Below are 18,505 nucleotides of genomic sequence, written 5' to 3' on the forward strand. Positions count from 1 at the left end.
GAGAGAAGACGGACAAACCCCGTTTTACGGGGCATGCACATGCGGCATTTCGATTCACTCAAAACTTTCCCCGGACAGCCCTGCCTGCCTCGAGGGGGGAGATCGGATGCCGTTGCTGCTTTCGCCAATCGCCAAGGTTGCAAGAGGAGCGACAAGGCCGAAGCTGCCAATCTCCCTCCTTGCGGGGGAGATGGCCGGCAGGCCAGAGGGGGGTGCCTCGCGCCGACGTTTTTTGTTTCGGCATCACTACCACGGCACCACACTAATCTCCGGCCAGTTCTCCTTCGCACGCTTGCCCTTCACCTCGTGCGTGCGCTGATTGTCCATCACCCGGTTCGGCACGATGCGGAACGAAAAGATGTCGTCGAGCCCGAACGGCGCAACGAGATCGAGCTGCCCGTCCGCGTCGTATCGCACGCCGACCGCGTGGGTCTTAGAGGCGAAATAGCTGACGGATTCGCTGGAGCTCGTGTAGCGCGGGCAGGGTTGCCCGAATTTTAGGGGATACCACAGATGCACCCGCGCCTGGTTGCGCACCTCGACCGGCAGCGCCAGTCCATCAAAATGCACCGCCGCGCGGCGGATCACCGCGTCCTCCGCCTCGTAGGACAGGTCGCTGTCATCGAAATAGAACAGGTCGACATCTTTGATGCCATAGCCCGGCGGCTTGCCGGTCAGATGGTTCCAGACAGAGTTGTAGAGCGCGCCGGAGACGACCAGCCAGTCGGCAAGACCAAGCGCGCGGGCATGCGTCAGCGCTTCGCGAACAAGCGGATCGGCCGAGACGATCTCAAGAAACGCCATGCGTTGCGTTTCGAAAGGAAGGCCGGAATAGCGCAGATGGTCCATCGCCCTTTGGACGGCGATTCGCCACCTGCCCGCAAATCTTGGTTCCTGCGCAATTCCCAAGGGAAAGCGCTATGCGTTTTTACCGGGAAAATCGTTACGCAGTTTTCCCAGAATTGCTCTAGCCGCGCAGAACGCCGCCGGTCTGCTTGCCGACATTATCGACGATGCGCTTGGCCAATGCCTCGAAATCCTCGTCGGTCAACGTCTTCTCGACCGGTTGGATCGATACTTCGATGGCGATCGACTTCTTGCCCGCTCCGAGCGATGCCCCTTCGAAAATATCGAAGACCGAAACGCCTGATATCAGCTTCTTGTCGGCGGCGAGCGCTGCGCGCACCAGCTTGCCGGCCTCGAGGGTCTTGTCGACGACGAAAGCGAAGTCGCGCTTGACCATCTGGAAGGCGGAGAGCTCGAGCTTCGGCTTGGTCTTCGTCGGCTTGGCCTTCGGCTCGGGCACGGCATCGACGAACACTTCGAAGCCGCAGAGTGGCCCGGAAGCGTCGAGGCCCTCAAGCGTCTTCGGGTGAAATTCACCGAAGGTGCCGAGCACGGTTTTCGGGCCGAGCTTGATCGTGCCGGAACGGCCGGGATGATACCAGCCCGGTCCGCCTGCCTCGATCTGCAGCCGCTCGACCGGCGCACCGCAGGCTTCGAGCGCGGCGATAGCGTCGGCCTTGGCGTCGAACACGCCGACCGGGCCGGAATTGCCGGCCCAGTTGCGGCCGGAGCCGTCGAGCTTGGCGGTACCGCGGCGCACGCCGGCGGCCACGCGCCGCTGCTGGTCGGCGCCGTCGCCTTCATAGGTGCCCGAAACTTCGAACAGCGCCACGTCGCCAATGCCCCTGTCGGCGTTGCGCTGGGCGGCGGAGATCAGCCCCGGCAGCAGCGAGGGCCGCATGTCGGACATGTCGGCGGCGATCGGGTTGGCGAGCTTCAGCGCGGTCTGGCCGCCGCCGAACAATTCGGCGTGTTTGGCCGGAATGAACGACCAGGTGACGGCTTCCATCATGCCGCGTACGGCAAGCGCGCGCTTGGCCGTACGGGTGCGGACCTGCAGCGTGGTGAGTATTCTCGCGTTGACCGCGTCATGCGCGCCGAGCGGCTGCGGGGCGATGTTGTCGACGCCGTGGATACGCATCACCTCCTCGACCAGATCGGCCTTGCCGTCGACATCGGGACGCCAGGACGGCACCGCCACATCGATGACGTCGCCCGAGCCCTCAGGCCTGAAGCCAAGGCGCGACAGGATATGGCGACTCTCCGATGTTGGCACTTCGATGCCGGTCAGCCGCTTCACTTCCGAGAGCGGGAAGGAGACGATCCTTGGTGTGTGGCCGGCATAGCCTGCCACTTCGATCTCCGTCGGCGTGCCGCCGCAGAAATCGAGCACCAATCTGGTCGCCAGCTCGACGCCGGGCACCATGAACTCGGGATCGACGCCGCGCTCGAAGCGATAGCGCGCGTCGGTGATGATGCCGAGCGTGCGGCCGGTGCGCGCGGTGGTAATCGGGTCCCAAAGGGCCGATTCGATCAGTACGTCCGTGGTGTTCTCGTCGCAGCCCGAATGCTCGCCGCCCATGATGCCGGCGATCGACTCGACGCCGTCTTCATCTGATATGACGCACATCTCCGGCGTCAGCGCGTATTCACGGCCGTCGAGCGCCTGTACCTTTTCGCCATCGCGCGCACGGCGCACGGTGAGATTGCCTGAGACCTTGCTGGCATCGAACACATGCAGCGGGCGGCCGCGATCGAAGGTGACGTAGTTGGTGATGTCGACCAGCGCGCTGATGGGCCTCAGACCAATGGCGATCAGCCGCTGCTGCAGCCATTTCGGCGACGGGCCGTTCTTGACGCCCTTGACCAGCCGCAGCGCGAAGCCGGGGCAGAGCTCCGGCGCTATGATCGTCACCTTGACCGGGCACATGCCGTTGCCGACATGCGGCATGATCGCGCCGCCGACGAGACGGCCAAGTCCACTCGCCGCCAGATCCCTGGCGATGCCGTAGACGCTGGTGGCGTCAGGCCGGTTCGGCGTCAGGTTGATCTCGATGACCGGATCGTCGAGATGCGCATAGGCCGCGAAGCTGGTGCCGACAGGCGCATCCTGGGGCAGGTCGATGATGCCGTCGTGCTCGTCCGACAGTTCCAGCTCGCGCTCAGAACACATCATGCCATGGCTTTCGACGCCCCTGATCTTGCCGACCGTCAGCGTCACGTCGATGCCGGGGACATAGGTGCCGGGCGCGGCAAAGGCGCCGATCAGACCCGCGCGGGCGTTAGGCGCGCCGCACACCACTTGCACGGGTGGCCTGCCATCGCCCGTATCCACGGTCAGCACGCGCAGCCGGTCGGCATCGGGGTGCTGAACCGCCGTCAGCACCTTGGCGATGACGAAGGGTTTCAGGCTCGACTTGTCGTCGACATGCTCGACTTCGAGGCCGATCGAGGTCAGCCGCTCGACGATCTCGCCGAGCGTGGCGTCGGTCTCGAGATGATCCTTGAGCCAGGAGAGGGTGAATTTCATTGGACTGTTCCGTCTGGTCTTTTGACGCTTGTTTTCAGATGTCTCGGCAGGTCGTCAGACATATGCAGGAAGGCAAGCTGCTCGCTGACATAGGCATGCAGCGTCGGCTCGAAATTGGCTGGTGCGTCCATGGCGCCGAGCATGAAATAGATGTCGTCCTCCAGCCGCTCGTCGACATAGGCGATGGGCGAGCCGCAGACGCCGCAGAACGAGCGCGTCACCGCGCCGTTCTCGAACATCTTCAGCGCCTTGCCTGTGAACGCGACCTGACCGGCCAGGAAGCCGACAAAGGCCGATACCGGCGCGCCGCTCGCCCGCCGGCAATCGCCGCAGTGGCAATAGCTGACGTGATGCGGTTCGGCCGTGGCCTCGAACCGCACAGCGCCGCAGCGGCAGCCGCCAGCGTGCGGCGCTGTCATGCGCTTAGGCCCCCGAACAAGGTCGGCATGTCGAGCGGCCTGAAACCGTAATGCGACAGCCAGCGCACATCCGCGTCGAAGAAGGCGCGCAAGTCCGGCATGCCGTATTTCAGCATGGCGATGCGGTCGATGCCCATGCCCCAGGCAAAGCCCTGATATTCGTCCGGATCGAGCCCGCCATGGCGCAGCACGTTGGGATGCACCATGCCGCAGCCGAGGATCTCCATCCAGTCGGAACCTTCGCCGAAGCGCACTTCGCCCGGCCGCGAGCGGTCGCACTGGATGTCGACCTCGAGGCTCGGCTCGGTGAACGGGAAGAAGGACGGCCGGAAGCGCATCTTGACCTGCGGCACCTCGAAGAAGGCCTTGCAGAACTCCTCCAGCACCCACTTCATGTTAGCGACATTCGCCGTCTTGTCGATGACCAGCCCCTCGACCTGATGGAACATCGGCGAGTGGGTGGCGTCGGAATCCTGACGATAGGTCTTGCCCGGAATGACGATGCGGATCGGCGGCTTCTTCGTCTCCATGGTGCGGATCTGCACAGGTGAGGTGTGGGTGCGCAAAAGCTTGCGCTCTCCCTTCTCGTCCGGCTGGAAGAAGAAGGTGTCGTGCATCTCGCGCGCCGGATGGCCTTCCGGGAAATTCAGCGCGGTGAAATTGTAGTAGTCGGTCTCGATATCTGGACCTTCGGCTATGGAGAAGCCGAGATCGCCGAAGATCGCCGCGATCTCGTCGATGACCTGGCTGATCGGATGGATGCGGCCGCGCTCGGCCGGCGACTGCCGCACCTGCAGCGTCACGTCGACCCTTTCGGCGGCGAGACGCGCGGTGATCGCCGCATCCCTGAGCTCGGCCTTGCGGGCCGTCAGCGCATCGGTGACGCGATTCTTGAGGCCGTTGATCGCAGGGCCCTTCACCTGGCGCTCCTCGGCGGTCATGGCGCCGAGCGTCTTCAGCATTTCGGAGATGGAACCCTTCTTGCCAAGAGCCGCGACGCGCACGGCCTCGATCGAGGCCTCGTCGGAGGCCGCTGCGATGTCGGCAAGCAGCGAGGCCCCCAGCGCTTCAAGATTTCCAGCTGTGTCGTTCACGGCGAAACTCTCTCGATCGGGCAACCGACACCATTTTGGTTCGTCGTCACCATTTTGGTTACATCAGGGTCAAAAAAGAACCCGCGCCAGCCGTGCCAGCGCGGGTTCCCCAAATCAGAATTGCGAATGCTTGGGAAGCGCTGGTCTTAGGCGACAGCGCTTTCAAAAGCGTTCGGCGTGGTGTTCTTCAGATATTCGAGCGCCACCTTGGCCTTGGCGACCAGGGCTGCGAAAGCCTGCGGCTCATGGATGGCCATGTCCGACAGGATCTTGCGATCGATCTCGATGCCGGCCTTGTTGAGGCCGTCGATGAAGCGGCCGTAGGTCAGGCCATGCTCGTGGGTCGCTGCGTTGATGCGCTGGATCCACAGCGCGCGGAACGAGCGCTTGCGGTTCTTGCGGTCGCGGTAAGCGTACTGCAGCGACTTTTCCACCGCCTGCTTGGCGATGCGGATGGTGTTCTTGCGGCGGCCATAGAAGCCCTTGGCGGCTTTCAGGACCTTCTTGTGCTTGGCGTGCGAGGTGACGCCTCTCTTTACGCGTGCCATGTCATGATCTCCTTAAAAGCAATTCCAGGAAAAGTGCCTTGCGGTTTTCCGTTCGGAATTGCGTAAAACAAATGCGTGTCCGGACCGAATGCCTTAGAGGCCGTTCGGCAGAAAATTCTTGATGACCTTCTTGCCATCCGGTTCAGCCAGAACCATCGTGCCGCGGGCATTTCGAATGAACTTGTTGGAACGCTTGATCATGCCGTGACGCTTGCCGGCCGCAGCCGACAGAACTTTACCCGTACCTGTGATCTTGAACCGCTTTTTGGCGGCGGACTTGGTCTTCATCTTGGGCATTTTGCTACTCCGTTTCTATGAGGTCCCTGTCGTGCCTCCGGCACTCCACGCCTCTTGTCTTGTTCGCTTCGGGCCGACCAAAGCCCGAAAAGCAAATGAAACCGCCACGGCATGCCCTGCCGGGCGGTTTTCTTGAACGGCGGTCCTATACGTCAAAGCCGGCGGCTGTGCAACACCTGTAGAGATGCGGGCTCTGCCCTTTGAGTCAGGGCAGCCGGAACAATACCGGCAGCATGCCCGACTGCTGGGCGCCGTCGATCAGTTCGAAGGCCGGCAGCGCGACGAGGAACACCAGGCCGTCGAGCAGCGTGGTCAACAACAGGCGCGGCTTGAAGCTGCCGGTATCACCCTCCTGGTAGAGGGAAAGCTTCGGGAAGAAGCGCGGCACTCTCGCCAGATACGCCTGATATGTGGCGGGAAGCGCTTCCTTGAGGAATTTCTCCTCGCGCAGGATGACGATATGGAAGGCGCCCGCGCACAGAAGCGCGAAGAGAGCGATGCCGGAGAACGAGCCGATCTGCGCCCCGACGCCGGCCGCAGCTACGGTCGAGAAGACATAGAGTGGGTTGCGGGTGATCGAGTAAGGCCCGCCGGTCACCACCTCGGAAGATTTGCGTCCGCCTATGTAGAGCGTCGACCAAAGGCGCCCGACGATGCCGAGGAAAATCAGCAGCACGCCGAACATTTCGATCGACTCATGCACCGGCGTGTCGGGCGGAAAGGTCGATTGGCCGAACAGCAGCGCTGCGAACAGCACCGCCACGAGCCCCGCAAGCACCATCCGACGCGTACGCTGGTAATTGCCCAGCCCGTATTTGAGTTCTTTATCCAACCTTGGAATCCGATCATCGTAGAGCGTGATGCACGTCGCCCGAAGGCGCGGTCTTGTGACATGCATAAAAAACCGGCGATCGCAGCCTCGGCCAAAGAAAACAGGCGTCCCGCCGATCGCCGGGACGCCTTGGGATGTGATTCAGGCGGATTTAAGCGCGTTAGCGCGTCATCGGGACTGAGGTGTGTTGATAGTTCAGCACACCTTAGCGCGGCGACAGCACCATCATCATCTGCCGGCCTTCGAGCTTCGGTTCCGCTTCGACCTTGGCGATCGTCGCCACTTCCTCGCGGACCTTGTTCAAAAGCTGCATACCGAGTTCCATATGCGCCATCTCACGGCCACGGAACCGCAGCGTCAGCTTGACCTTGTCGCCTTCCTCGAAGAAGCGGCGAACCGCCTTCATCTTGGTCTCGTAGTCATGGCTGTCGATGTTCGGGCGCATCTTGATCTCCTTGATCTCGATGACCTTCTGGTTCTTGCGCGCCTCGGCCGCCTTCTTCTGGTTGGCGTATTTCAACTTGCCGAGATCGAGAATCTTGACGACGGGGGGCACCGCATTGGGCGATATCTCGACGAGATCAAGCCCAGCCTCCTCGGCGAGCAGCAATGCGTCGTTGATGGAAACATCGCCGCGGTTCTGGCCTTCGGCGTCGATAAGCTGGACCCGGGGCACCCGGATATCACGGTTGGAGCGCGGGCCATCCTTGGTCGGCGCCGCTGCTTTGAAAGGTCTGCGAATGGTCGTGGTCTCCTTGGCCGTTTCGTTCAGGGTTTGTCAGTGTTGATGTGTGGACGCGTCAATGTGGTGAGCGCGCGGGCGGAGTCAATAGCACAGCATTGACAGAAAATCACCCTGATCGCTGCCCTGCACCAAACAAAGAAACATCGCGAGCACTTTCCGCCTCGCCGCTGGCTGTGCCACAAGACCGACGTTGAGGAAAAAGCCATGAACGCCACGCCCCCCGTCTTTATCGATGTCCCAATCTTTCCCGGTGTTGGGGGATCGCGCATCGCGGTGCGCCATAGTGCCGGCTCCGCGCCCGGCATCGTCTGGCTCGGCGGCTACAAGTCGGACATGCTGGGCACGAAGGCGCAGACGCTGTCGGATTGGGCGGCAAGGGAAGGCCGCGCGTTCCTGCGCCATGATTATTCAGGCCATGGCGAATCCGGCGGCGCCTTTGCCGACGGGACGATTTCGACATGGCTTGCGCAAAGCCTTGCCGTGTTCCGGCATTTCACCAAGGGCCGGCAGATCCTGGTCGGCTCCTCGATGGGCGCCTGGATAGCGCTGCGCATGGTGCAGGAATTGCACAAAGCGGGCGGCAGCAACGTCGTCGGCCTGGTGCTGCTGGCGCCGGCGCCTGATTTTACCACCGAACTGGTCGAACCGGTGCTGACCAAGGCGCAGAAGCGCGATCTCGTCAAGAAAGGCTTCTTCGAGGAGCCGTCGGACTATTCCGCCGAGCCTTACATCTATACGCGCGCTCTGATCGAGGACGGGCGCGAAAACAGGGTGATGACGGGCCCAATCGATACGCATTGTCCGGTGCACATCCTGCAGGGACTGGCCGATGCTGACGTGCCGGCAAGCCACGCGCTGAAGCTGGTCAGCCTGCTGCCGGCCGACGACGTGACCTTGTCGCTGATCCCCGATGGCGACCACCGCCTGTCGCGGCCGCAGGATCTCGACATGTTGGTGCGGGCCGTCGATGCGATGGCACAGAGGGGAAACTGACCTGATGCGCCTTTCCATTCCGATATCCGCCTTCGTCGCGGCTATCGTCGGCTTCGGCGGCACGCTGGCCATCGTTATTGCCGCCGCCAAGGCGGTCGGTGCGACGCAGATCGAGACGGCGAGCGGCGTGACCGCCATCTGTCTGGCCATGGCCATCGAGTGCCTGTGGCTATCGTGGCGCACGAAGATGCCTGTCATCACCGCATGGTCAACGCCGGGCCTGGCGCTGATCGCCGCCTCGAGCGGCTTTTCGATCAGCGAAGCGGTCGGCGCCTTCATGGTCACCGGCATCCTGTTGATAGTCACCGGCCTGTTCGGGCCCCTGACGCGGCTGATCGCCAGGATACCGGCGTCGGTTGCCTCGGGCATGCTGGCCGGCATTCTCGTCAGCTTCGCTATCAACGCGGTCAAGGCCATCCCCGCCGATCCATGGCTGATCCTGCCGCTGATCGCGGCCTTTTTCTTCATCAGGCTGTTCAATCCGGCAGTGTCGGTTCTGGTCGTGCTGATCGGCGGCGGCCTCGCGGCATTTCTCACCGGCCGCGTCGGCGGCCTGCCGACACCGGAACTGTCGACGCTGACGCTGATAGCGCCGCAGTTCAGCGCCGCCGCGATTGTCGGCCTCGCGCTGCCGCTCTATCTCGTCACCATGGCTTCGCAGAACCTGTCGGGCCTCGCCGTGCTGCGCGCCGCCGGCTATCACCCGGAGCCGGGCCCGCTGATCGGCATCACCGGCCTGTTTTCGCTGCTGTCGGCGCCGTTTGGCGGCTCGACCACCAATCTGGCGGCGATTTCGGCAGCGATCTGCACCGGGCCTGACGTCCATCCGGACCCCGCCGAGCGCTGGAAGACCGGCCCGTTCTATGCGCTCGCCTATCTCATCTTCGCCATTTTCGGCGCTTCGCTGGTGGCGATCTTCGCCGTCCTGCCGCAGAGCCTGATCGTGCTGGTGGCCGGTCTGGCGCTGATGTCGCCGCTTGCCAATGCTTTGTCGATCGCCTTGAAGGACGAAGGCGAACGCATGCCCGCCACCGTCACCTTCGCCGTCACTGCGTCGGGACTGACGCTGTTCGGCGTCGGCGCCGCGTTTTGGGGACTTGTTGCCGGGTTGGCCGTTCTTTTCCTCGAAGCGCTCAAAAAGCAACAATCATTTCAGCCTCTTGTCCGGTTTTGGCGGATATTGTCTTGAATCGCCGTTTTCTTCTTCCCATTTCGATTCCACGCAGCCGGTCTAGGCTGTCTCCAACCGAAGGAATGGGAGAAAATGAACACATCTGCATTGATCCGCCCGGCCTGGACGCCGGCAACCATCGCGTTGATGGTGATCGGTTTCATGGTGTTCTGGCCACTCGGCTTCGCCATGCTCGCCTACATCATCTGGGGCGACCGCCTCGACGGCTTGAAGCGTGACGTCAACCGGGCCACCGACGGCATCTTCGCCGGCTGCCGCCGTGGCTCCGACAAGGCGGCGCGCTGGGGTCACGGCTCCGCCCGCACCGGCAACGTCGCCTTTGACGACTGGCGCGAAAAAGAACTTGAGCGCCTCGCTGAGGAACGCCGCAAGCTCGACGAGATGCTGACCGAGTTCGACGAGTACGCCCGCGAATTGCGCCGCGCCAAGGACCAGGACGAGTTCGACCGCTTCATGGCCAACCGCAACAAGTCTACGGCGCCGACGAAGACCGATCCGAGCACCGGGACGACCACCAAGCGCGGCAAGGGTTCGAACCTGCTTGACGACTGACATCCGGCGACTGGTCAGATCGTGAAAAAACGGCGTCGCACGAGCGGCGCCGTTTCTTTTTTGTTCCATTCTTTATTCTACCCGTTTTCCTCGAATCGCGTATCGTCCGGCCATGTCCTTCGGCTTCTTCCGCAATTTGACAAAGCCCAAGCCCGCGCCTGTCGAAGAGCGCGAGCATGTCGTTGCCGGCCGCTCGCTGCCGCTCAAGATCGTCGAAAACGACCGCGCCCGGCGGCTGACGCTGCGCATCGATTCCGGCGGCCGTGGCCTGCGCATTACGGTGCCGCCGGGCTTGCGCCGGGGCGAGGTGGAAAAATTCCTCGACCGCCATCAGGACTGGCTGGAACAGCGGCTGGCCAAGGTCCCGGCTCGGCCGCAGGTGCGACCCGGCATCAAGATCCCGGTGCGTGGCGTGGCGCACCGCATCGTCCACGAGCCGTCAAAACGCGGAACCGTGACGGTGTCGAGCGATGAGCGCGGCCCGCTGCTGATCGTGCACGGCGATCGCATACACCTGCCGCGCCGCATCGCCGACTTTCTCAAGCGCGAGGCCAAGAAGGACATCGAGAAACTGGTGCTCAAGCACACACAGGCGTTGGGCAAACGCGCCAAGGCCGTCCGCTTCAAGGACACGTCGAGCCGCTGGGGCTCCTGCACCTCCGACGGCAATCTGTCCTTCTCCTGGCGGATCATGATGGCGCCGTCGCCGGTGATCAATTACCTCGTCGCGCATGAAGTCGCGCATCTCAAGGAGATGAACCACGGTCCGAAATTCTGGAAACTGTGCGAGCAGCTTTGCCCGGACACCGAGCGCTGCAAGGTCTGGCTGAAGCGCAATGGCGGCGCGCTTCAGGCGATCATGTTCGAATAACCGTCAATCGTCATTCGTCGCGTTGAGTTCCTCCGGGCGCAGCCCCTCTTCGCTATGATGCGGCCACGGCAAAAAATTGCGGTCGAAGGCATCACTGCCGAAATAGTCGAGCGCGCGGTGCGCCTCGGCGCCGTTGAAGGCGGCCTTGTCCATCAGGTGCGCAATGACCTCGCGCGCCTGCGTGATCTTCTGCCTGAGTTCGGCAACGGTTCTCTCGGTCATGATCGTACTCCCGCCTTGTCCATCCATAGGTAGCGCCTTTGGCGTTGCCGGCAAACAGTATGCTTTTTCTCGACTCTTTTCGCTTTTCATGCCAATTCCCGCGCATGGCACTCGACATCAAGATCTGCGGCTTGAAGACCGACGGGGCAATGGCCGCGGCGCTGGCCTGCGGCGCCAGCCATGTCGGCTTTATTTTCTTTGCCAAAAGCCCACGCTATGTCGAACCTGCCGAGGCTGGCCGTCTGCGCGAGGCGGCGCGTGGCAAGGCGACTGCGGTTGCGGTCACCGTCGATGCAGGCGACACCTTCCTGGACGAAATCGTTGCCAAGATGCAGCCCGACATGCTGCAGCTGCATGGCGCGGAGACGTCGGAGCGGGTGGCCGAGATGAAAGCCCGCTATGGCCTGCCGGTGATGAAGGCGCTGCCGCTCAGCGAGGCCGCGGATCTCGAACGGATAAAGCCGTTCGTCGGCATCGCCGACCGGTTCCTGTTCGACGCCAAGCCGCCGAAAGGCTCCGAACTGCCGGGCGGCAACGGAGTGGCCTTCGATTGGCGCATTCTTGTCGGCCTTGACGCCGGCGTCGATTACATGCTTTCCGGTGGGCTCAACGCCGCCAATATCGGCGAGGCCCTTCAGCTTGCCAACCCGCCCGGAATAGACATTTCCTCAGGCGTGGAAAGCGCGCCGGGCGTCAAGGATCCGGCGCTGATCGAACAGTTTTTCCGGGCCGTCAGGGCAGCGCGCGACAACCGCGCCGCCTGACCGGTTCAAACAGAGCATGTGGGAACTGGTTTTCCGACAAGAACATGCTCAAGACATCAAGATGCCAGGAGATCGGCGATGAACAAGCCGGCGACACCCAATTCCTTCCGCACCGGACCCGATGAGCAGGGCATGTTCGGTATTTTCGGCGGTCGTTTCGTTGCCGAAACGCTGATGCCGCTGATCCTCGACCTGGAGCGGCACTGGAACGAGGTCAAGAACGACGCGGATTTCAGGGCTGAACTCACCGACCTCTCGACCCACTATGCCGGGCGACCCTCGAAACTTTATTTCGCTGAAGGCCTGACACGCCATCTCGGCGGCGCGAAAGTCTATTTCAAGCGCGAGGATTTGAACCACACCGGTTCGCACAAGATCAACAACTGCCTAGGCCAGATCCTGCTGGCCAAGCGCATGGGCAAGAAGCGCATCATCGCCGAGACAGGTGCCGGCCAGCATGGCGTGGCATCGGCCACGGTCGCGGCCCGCTTCGGCTTTCCCTGCGTGGTCTATATGGGCGCGACCGACGTCGCCCGGCAAAGCCCCAATGTCTTCCGCATGAAGCTTCTCGGCGCCGAAGTGCGGCCGGTGACCGCCGGCCACGGCACGCTGAAGGACGCCATGAACGAGGCCCTTCGCGATTGGGTGACCAATGTCGAGGACACTTATTACCTGATCGGTACCGCCGCCGGCCCGCATCCCTATCCGGAGTTGGTGCGCGACTTCCAGTCGGTGATCGGCATCGAGGCGCGCGCGCAGATCCTCGAACAGGAAGGCCGGCTGCCCGACACCATCATCGCCGCTGTCGGCGGCGGTTCGAACGCCATCGGCCTGTTTCATCCCTTCCTCGACGACAAAGAGGTTCGCATCATCGGCATCGAGGCCGGCGGGCGCGGCCTCGATGGCATCGAGCATTGCGCCTCAATGAATGCCGGCGCGCCGGGCGTGCTGCATGGCAACCGCACCTATCTCCTGCAGAATGCCGACGGCCAGATCATGGACGGCCATTCGATCTCGGCCGGACTGGACTATCCCGGCGTCGGACCGGAGCATTCCTGGCTGCGCGATTCAGGCCGCGTCGAATATGTACCTATTCTCGACGACGAGGCGCTGGAGGCCTTCAAGCTGACGACCCGGGTCGAAGGCATCATCCCGGCGCTGGAATCGGCGCATGCCATCGCGCATGCGGTGAAGATCGTGCCTGCGATGGACAAGGACCAGATCGTGATCGTCAACCTGTCCGGTCGTGGCGACAAGGACGTGCATACGGTTGCCTCGATGCTGGGCATGGAGATCTGATCATGGTGACCCGCATCGACCGCCGCATGGCAAAGCTGAAGACCGAAGGCCGCCCGGCGCTCGTCACCTATTTCATGGGCGGCGATCCGGACTACGACACCTCGCTGTCGATCATGAAGGCACTGCCGGGCGCGGGCGCCGACATCATCGAGCTAGGCATGCCGTTTTCCGATCCGATGGCCGACGGTCCGGCGATCCAGGCCGCGGGCCTCAGGGCGCTGAAAGGCGGCCAGACGCTGGTCAAGACGCTCAAGATGGCGGCGGAGTTCCGGACCGGCGACAATGAGACACCGATCGTTTTGATGGGCTACTACAACCCGATCTACATCTATGGCGTCGACCGCTTCCTCAAGGACGCGATCGCCAGCGGCATCGACGGACTGATCGTCGTCGACCTGCCGCCGGAGATGGATGAGGAACTGTGCATTCCGGCGCTCAAGGCCGGCATCAATTTCATCCGGCTGGCGACGCCGACCACCGACGACAAGCGCCTGCCCAAGGTGCTGCAGAACACGTCGGGCTTCGTCTACTATGTGTCGATGACCGGCATCACCGGCTCGGCGCTGGCCGACACCGGCAAGGTGGCGGCGGCAGTCAAGCGCATCAAGGGCCATACCGACCTGCCGGTCTGCGTCGGCTTCGGCGTCAAGACCGCCGAGCAGGCACGCGTCATCGGCGCCAATGCCGACGGCGTCGTCGTCGGCACCGCGATCGTCAATGCGGTGGCCAATGTGCTGGGGCCAAAAGGCGAAAAGACCGCCGACCCTGCCGAAGCCGTGGCCACGTTGGTCAGCGGCCTTGCGCAAGGTGTGCGCTCGGCCCGCCTTGCTGCCGCCGAATAGTTTCCTACCTCTTTACCCAACTCTTCGTCAGGACAGGAGCCGAAGCGATGAACTGGATCACCAACTACGTTCGCCCGAAGATCAATTCGATGCTCGGCCGGCGCACCGACATGCCCGAGAATCTCTGGATCAAGGATCCGGAGACCGGCGAGATGGTGTTCCATAAGGATCTGGAATCCAACCAGTTCGTCATCCCCTCGTCCGGCCATCACATGAAGATCTCGGCCAAGGAGCGGCTGAAATTCTTCTTCGATGACGGCAAATACGAGACCCTGGATAACCCCAAGGTCATGCAGGATCCGCTGAAGTTCCGCGACGAGAAGCGCTATGTCGACCGGCTGAAGGACGCCAAGGCCAAGACCGGCCTGGAAGATGCGATCATCAACGCGCTGGGGACCGTCGAGGGCCTGCCGGTTGTGGTGACGGTGCAGGACTTCGCCTTCATGGGCGGCTCGCTCGGCATGGCCGCCGGCGACGCCATCGTGCATGGCTTTGAAGTCGCCCTGCAGCGCAAGCGGCCGCTCATCCTCTTTGCCGCCTCCGGCGGTGCCCGCATGCAGGAAGGTATTTTGTCCCTCATGCAATTGCCGAGGACCACGGTCGGCGTCGACAGGCTGAAGGAAGCCGGTCTTCCCTACATCGTCGTCTTGACCAACCCGACCACCGGCGGCGTCACTGCCTCCTACGCCATGCTGGGCGATGTGCACATCGCCGAGCCCGGCGCGCTGATCGGCTTTGCCGGACCGCGCGTGATCGAACAGACCATCCGCGAAAAGCTGCCAGATGGCTTCCAGCGCTCCGAATATCTGATGGAGCACGGCATGGTCGACATGGTGGTGTCGCGGCTGGAACTGCGCGAAACCATCGCGCGCCTGCTCAGGATGCTGCTCAAGCTGCCGGAGGAGCAAAAGCCGATCGAGCCGGAAATCCTGCCGCCGGCCACCATTCCGACGGAAGCCCGACCGCACGCCTGACGCGACATCGTGCGCCGCGAACCGCGATTGCGCGTGCTTTGCGGCCCGCATAGGATTCTTCCATGATGACGCTTGCCGCCGACCGCGAAATCGAAGCCCTGATGGCGCTTCACCCGAAAGGCTTCGACCTTTCGCTCGACCGCATTTCGCGGCTGCTGGAGCGGCTTGACAACCCGCAGGACCGGCTGCCGCCGGTCATCCACATCGCCGGCACCAATGGCAAGGGTTCGTGCGCCGCGTTTTCGCGCGCCCTGCTCGAGGCGGCGGACTACCGCGTCCATGTCCACACCTCGCCGCATCTGGTCAATTGGCATGAGCGCTACCGGCTGGCCGCCGATGGCGGCGGCAGGCTGGTCGAGGACAGGGTGTTCGCCGATGCCATAGCGCGCGTCGCCAGGGCCAACGAAGGCGAGACAATCACCGTCTTCGAGATCCTCACCGCCGTCACCTTCCTCCTGTTTTCCGAACACCAGGCCGATGCCGCCATTATCGAGGTCGGGCTCGGCGGCCGTTTCGACGCCACCAATGTCGTGAAGGAGCCTGCCGTATCGGTGATCATGCCGGTGTCGCTCGATCACGAGGCCTATCTCGGCGACCGTGTCGAACTGATCGCCGCCGAAAAGGCCGGGATCATCAAGCCTGGCTGCCCGGTGGTCATCGGCGCACAGGAAAGCGAGACGGCACTGCAGGTGCTGATCGAAACCGCCGATCGGCTTGAGTGCCCGACCTTCGTCTACGGCCAGGATTTCCTCGCCTATGAGGAAAACGGCCGCATGGTCTACCAGGACGAGGACGGGTTGATGGACCTGCCGCCGCCACGGCTGCCGGGGCGCCACCAATTCGCCAATGCGGCGGCGGCGATCGCCGCGGTCAAGGCGGCCGGTTTCGAGATCAGCCATCGCGCTGCCGAAAAGGCGATGATCAATGTCGCCTGGCCAGGCCGCATGCAGAAGCTGGCGCAGGGCCGGCTGGCGGAACTGGCACCGAAGGGTGCCGACATCTGGCTGGACGGCGGCCACAATCCGGGCGCCGGCATGGTGATTGCCGAAGCGCTGGCCGAGCAGGAAGAAAAGAACCCGCGTCCGCTCTTCCTCATTTCCGGCATGATCAACACCAAGGACCAGAGTGGCTATTTCCGGGCCTTCAAAGGCTTGGCCCGGCATGTCTACACGGTGCCGGTGAGCCTCAGCGAGGCCGGCGTGCCTAACGACGAACTGGCGATCCGCGCGACGGAGGCGGGACTGACGGCCGAGCCGGTGAGTTCGGTTGCCAATGCGCTGATGCTGCTGCGCGATACCTGGGACGGCCCGCCGCCGCGCATCTTGATCGGCGGTTCATTGTACCTGGCCGGCGCGGTGCTGGCCGAGAACGGCACGCCGCCGACCTGAGGCCAGACCTTCGAGAGGAGCCAGTCATGATCAAGGTCAGGCAGCTCGCCCATGTCTGCATCTTAGCGCATGACCTGGAAGCGACACGAAGCTTCTATCGCGACGTGCTCGGCCTCGACACCCAGTTCAATTTCCTCCGCGACGGCAAGATCTTCGGCTTCTACCTCAATTGCGGCGGGCGCAGCCATGTCGAGGTGTTCCAGAAGGATGGGGCCAGCTACAGCGAGCTCAACCAGATCAACCACTTTTGCCTTGAGGTTGAAAACATCGACGCGGCGATCGCCCATATCAGATCGAAAGGCGTCGATGTCACGGATAAGAAGCACGCCTGCGACGACACGTTTCAGGCCTGGATACGCGATCCCAACGGTGTGAAGATCGAGCTGTTTGAATACACCGCCAAAAGCGCGCAATTCGCCGGCGGCGATCGTATCGCCGACTGGTAGAGCATTCCTGCTTCTCCGTGAAACGGTGAAACGCCCTAGAAATCCCAAGGTGAGATCATCTCAAGGTTGGCCGGGCCGAAGTCGTTCACGTTACGCGTTGCCAGCTGACCGCCATTCACGCGTACTATCGCTGCAATCATGCCATCGGGTGCCGACATGCCCCGGCCCTGGCGCGTCGCCGTTTCCATAATCTCGCCATAAGCCAGAGCCGCCTCCTCCGTCAGCCCAAAAATGCGACCGGCAAAGCGATGGCGCCATTGGGAAAGACCTTGCTCCAGGCGATCGGCACGCTCGTCAGGTCGTATCTTTTGGATACCGAAAGCGATTTCGGCAATCGCCACCGTAGGAAGCGCCAGTTCGGCATCGTTGCGGACCAGCCAAGCCATGACAGCCGCGTCAGGCGCCTTTCTAAGGCTCTCTGAAATCACATTGGTGTCGACGAAAATCAAAGCTCCGGCCCTGTATGGACCTTGCGGCTTTCCCGGATGATTTCTTCCAGATCGATGTCGACGCCAACGCTTGCCGTCAGGCGAGAGTAGAAGGCGGATGCCGGTTCTCGCCCGGCCTCCCGAATCTCATAGGATTCAAGCGCGCGTTCGACGATATCAGCTATTGAGCGGTTTTCGCGACGAGCGAGTCGATGCGCAAGATCACGTGCTTTTGCGCTGCGGACGGAAAGCTGGGGTTCGGCCATTTCAAACTCCCTTTTGAGAAAGATATAGCCTTTTCTGCTCCTGCCATCAAGATGGCAGATGATGGCATGCCATCACTTTAGCTCGATCTCGATGAAGGCATACTCGCCTTCATTGGCGTTGATGACATCATGCTCGACGCCTTCCCTGCGGAAATAGGGCGCGCCCTTCGTCATCTCGGCGAAGGATTCGCCGTCCTTGGTCAACAGCTTTACCTTGCCGTCCATCAGCGGCACGACGACATAGTCGTGGCCGTGGCGGTGCCAGCCGGTGTTCTCGCCCGGCGCGAAGCGGTATTCGGTGACGATGACGCGTTCATTGTCGATGAAGACGGTGGCCCTGGCGGATCCGGTCATGTCGTTTCTCCCTGCTTGCACCGCCAACAGAAGACATGGAGTGCCCGGATGTGAGGGCCAGAGCCGCCCAGCGCATGACCCAGAAACTCGGTCTCGATTTTCCGAAAGGATCATGCGCCAATCCAATTGCTACAGCGTGCGGCCATAGACGCGCGGCCCTGTAGTGACGCCAACAAAAAGCCCGGCGCGAGGCCGGGCTTGATATCAGGAATTTCAGATGGATCAGGCGAGGCTGCCATTGATCCAGTGCGACAGCGCGGTCTTGGGCGCCGCGCCGACCTTCATGTCGGCCACTTCGCCGCCCTTGAAGATCATCAGCGTCGGGATCGAGCGCACGCCGAACTGCGCGGCAAGCTCGGGATTCTCGTCAATGTTCAGCTTGGCAATCTTGATCTTGGCACCAAGTTCGGTGGCGATGTCTTCCAGCGCCGGCGCGATCATCTTGCAGGGACCGCACCATTCCGCCCAGAAATCGACGACGACCGGTACGCTGGCGTTAAGCACATCGGCCTGAAAATTGCTCTTGTCGACCTTGACAGTGGTCATGCAGAAATCCTTTCGAAATTTTTCGTCGCACCAAATGTGGTGGTGATCGCACCCTTC

The 18,505-nt window shown here is 62.5% G+C and carries 23 protein-coding genes; 10 read left to right on the top strand and 13 right to left on the bottom strand.

The annotated features are described in order from the left end of the window. Positions 1–246: 246 nt before the first annotated feature. The 8 genes from NKJ01_RS15955 to infC all read right to left on the bottom strand — a co-directional run bounded on the left by NKJ01_RS15955 (position 247) and on the right by infC (position 7,308). Entirely contained in the window at positions 247–849 is a 603-nt protein-coding gene (locus tag NKJ01_RS15955; RefSeq protein WP_023761163.1) for a nucleotidyltransferase family protein, read from the bottom strand. Between the two features lie 118 nt (positions 850–967). Then, on the bottom strand, positions 968–3,376 hold the full coding sequence (gene pheT / locus NKJ01_RS15960; protein WP_352729269.1) for a phenylalanine--tRNA ligase subunit beta: 2,409 nt from the start codon (positions 3,374–3,376) through the stop codon (positions 968–970). Beyond that, positions 3,373–3,795, bottom strand: a complete 423-nt coding sequence (locus tag NKJ01_RS15965; RefSeq protein ID WP_352729271.1) for a GFA family protein — start codon at positions 3,793–3,795, stop codon at positions 3,373–3,375. Before NKJ01_RS15965 ends, pheT begins: the two co-directional genes overlap by 4 nt. Beyond that, positions 3,792–4,889: a phenylalanine--tRNA ligase subunit alpha gene (pheS, locus tag NKJ01_RS15970; RefSeq protein WP_352729273.1), complete on the bottom strand. Its 1,098-nt coding sequence runs from the start codon at positions 4,887–4,889 to the stop codon at positions 3,792–3,794. Before pheS ends, NKJ01_RS15965 begins: the two co-directional genes overlap by 4 nt. Positions 4,890–5,035: 146 nt before the next feature. Next, positions 5,036–5,437, bottom strand: coding sequence for a 50S ribosomal protein L20 (gene rplT, locus NKJ01_RS15975; RefSeq protein ID WP_006201247.1), 402 nt, complete (start codon positions 5,435–5,437; stop codon positions 5,036–5,038). Between the two features lie 93 nt (positions 5,438–5,530). Further along, positions 5,531–5,734 (bottom strand): 50S ribosomal protein L35, encoded by a 204-nt coding sequence (gene rpmI, locus NKJ01_RS15980; RefSeq protein ID WP_006201248.1) that lies wholly within the window; start codon positions 5,732–5,734, stop codon positions 5,531–5,533. A gap of 205 nt (positions 5,735–5,939) precedes the next feature. Next, the gene (locus NKJ01_RS15985) at positions 5,940–6,566 is read right to left on the bottom strand and encodes a methyltransferase family protein (RefSeq protein WP_023761159.1); all 627 of its coding nucleotides are present in this window, start codon (positions 6,564–6,566) and stop codon (positions 5,940–5,942) included. Positions 6,567–6,771: 205 nt separating this feature from the next. Further along, on the bottom strand, positions 6,772–7,308 hold the full coding sequence (gene infC, locus NKJ01_RS15990; RefSeq protein ID WP_013528312.1) for a translation initiation factor IF-3: 537 nt from the start codon (positions 7,306–7,308) through the stop codon (positions 6,772–6,774). Between the two features lie 207 nt (positions 7,309–7,515). On the opposite strand from infC, the gene NKJ01_RS15995 reads away from it, so the two are divergent. The 4 genes from NKJ01_RS15995 (at position 7,516) to NKJ01_RS16010 (ending at position 10,919) form a co-directional block, all read left to right on the top strand. Further along, positions 7,516–8,304: an alpha/beta hydrolase gene (locus NKJ01_RS15995; protein ID WP_352729275.1), complete on the top strand. Its 789-nt coding sequence runs from the start codon at positions 7,516–7,518 to the stop codon at positions 8,302–8,304. 4 nt (positions 8,305–8,308) lie between these two features. Next, positions 8,309–9,493, top strand: a complete 1,185-nt coding sequence (locus NKJ01_RS16000; RefSeq protein ID WP_352729277.1) for a benzoate/H(+) symporter BenE family transporter — start codon at positions 8,309–8,311, stop codon at positions 9,491–9,493. Positions 9,494–9,568: 75 nt separating this feature from the next. Beyond that, complete coding sequence (locus NKJ01_RS16005; RefSeq protein WP_352729279.1) at positions 9,569–10,048, top strand: DUF2852 domain-containing protein; 480 nt, start codon at positions 9,569–9,571, stop codon at positions 10,046–10,048. A 112-nt stretch (positions 10,049–10,160) separates the two neighbouring features. Then, entirely contained in the window at positions 10,161–10,919 is a 759-nt protein-coding gene (locus NKJ01_RS16010) for a M48 family metallopeptidase (RefSeq protein WP_352603157.1), read from the top strand. Between the two features lie 3 nt (positions 10,920–10,922). Here NKJ01_RS16010 and NKJ01_RS16015 read toward each other — a convergent pair whose 3' ends face one another. Beyond that, positions 10,923–11,141, bottom strand: coding sequence for a hypothetical protein (locus NKJ01_RS16015; protein WP_352729281.1), 219 nt, complete (start codon positions 11,139–11,141; stop codon positions 10,923–10,925). Between the two features lie 104 nt (positions 11,142–11,245). On the opposite strand from NKJ01_RS16015, the gene NKJ01_RS16020 reads away from it, so the two are divergent. The 6 genes from NKJ01_RS16020 to NKJ01_RS16045 all read left to right on the top strand — a co-directional run bounded on the left by NKJ01_RS16020 (position 11,246) and on the right by NKJ01_RS16045 (position 16,854). After that, positions 11,246–11,905 carry a phosphoribosylanthranilate isomerase gene (locus tag NKJ01_RS16020; RefSeq protein WP_352729283.1) on the top strand — a complete coding sequence of 220 codons (660 nt, stop codon included), beginning with the start codon at positions 11,246–11,248 and terminating at the stop codon, positions 11,903–11,905. A 78-nt stretch (positions 11,906–11,983) separates the two neighbouring features. Beyond that, positions 11,984–13,204: a tryptophan synthase subunit beta gene (gene trpB, locus NKJ01_RS16025; protein ID WP_352655364.1), complete on the top strand. Its 1,221-nt coding sequence runs from the start codon at positions 11,984–11,986 to the stop codon at positions 13,202–13,204. A 2-nt stretch (positions 13,205–13,206) separates the two neighbouring features. Then, positions 13,207–14,046, top strand: coding sequence for a tryptophan synthase subunit alpha (trpA, locus tag NKJ01_RS16030; RefSeq protein ID WP_352729286.1), 840 nt, complete (start codon positions 13,207–13,209; stop codon positions 14,044–14,046). A 47-nt stretch (positions 14,047–14,093) separates the two neighbouring features. Then, positions 14,094–15,020: an acetyl-CoA carboxylase, carboxyltransferase subunit beta gene (gene accD, locus NKJ01_RS16035; RefSeq protein ID WP_023761149.1), complete on the top strand. Its 927-nt coding sequence runs from the start codon at positions 14,094–14,096 to the stop codon at positions 15,018–15,020. 62 nt (positions 15,021–15,082) lie between these two features. Further along, positions 15,083–16,408 carry a bifunctional folylpolyglutamate synthase/dihydrofolate synthase gene (locus NKJ01_RS16040; RefSeq protein WP_352729288.1) on the top strand — a complete coding sequence of 442 codons (1,326 nt, stop codon included), beginning with the start codon at positions 15,083–15,085 and terminating at the stop codon, positions 16,406–16,408. 26 nt (positions 16,409–16,434) lie between these two features. Next, a complete protein-coding gene (locus NKJ01_RS16045; protein WP_352729290.1) occupies positions 16,435–16,854 on the top strand; it encodes a VOC family protein in 420 nt (139 codons plus the stop codon). Between the two features lie 35 nt (positions 16,855–16,889). On the opposite strand, the gene NKJ01_RS16050 is transcribed toward NKJ01_RS16045, so the two are convergent. The 4 genes from NKJ01_RS16050 to trxA form a co-directional block, all read right to left on the bottom strand. Beyond that, entirely contained in the window at positions 16,890–17,303 is a 414-nt protein-coding gene (locus NKJ01_RS16050; protein WP_352729291.1) for a type II toxin-antitoxin system VapC family toxin, read from the bottom strand. Continuing rightward, positions 17,300–17,548: a hypothetical protein gene (locus NKJ01_RS16055; protein ID WP_023761145.1), complete on the bottom strand. Its 249-nt coding sequence runs from the start codon at positions 17,546–17,548 to the stop codon at positions 17,300–17,302. The genes NKJ01_RS16050 and NKJ01_RS16055 overlap by 4 nt, the downstream gene beginning before the upstream one ends. A 72-nt stretch (positions 17,549–17,620) precedes the next feature. Further along, a complete protein-coding gene (locus tag NKJ01_RS16060; RefSeq protein ID WP_352729293.1) occupies positions 17,621–17,902 on the bottom strand; it encodes a cupin domain-containing protein in 282 nt (93 codons plus the stop codon). 222 nt (positions 17,903–18,124) lie between these two features. After that, positions 18,125–18,448: a thioredoxin gene (gene trxA / locus NKJ01_RS16065; protein ID WP_023761143.1), complete on the bottom strand. Its 324-nt coding sequence runs from the start codon at positions 18,446–18,448 to the stop codon at positions 18,125–18,127. Between the last annotated feature and the right edge of the window lie 57 nt (positions 18,449–18,505).

The organism is Mesorhizobium sp. M0276, from assembly GCF_040321755.1.
Taxonomy (GTDB): domain Bacteria; phylum Pseudomonadota; class Alphaproteobacteria; order Rhizobiales; family Rhizobiaceae; genus Mesorhizobium.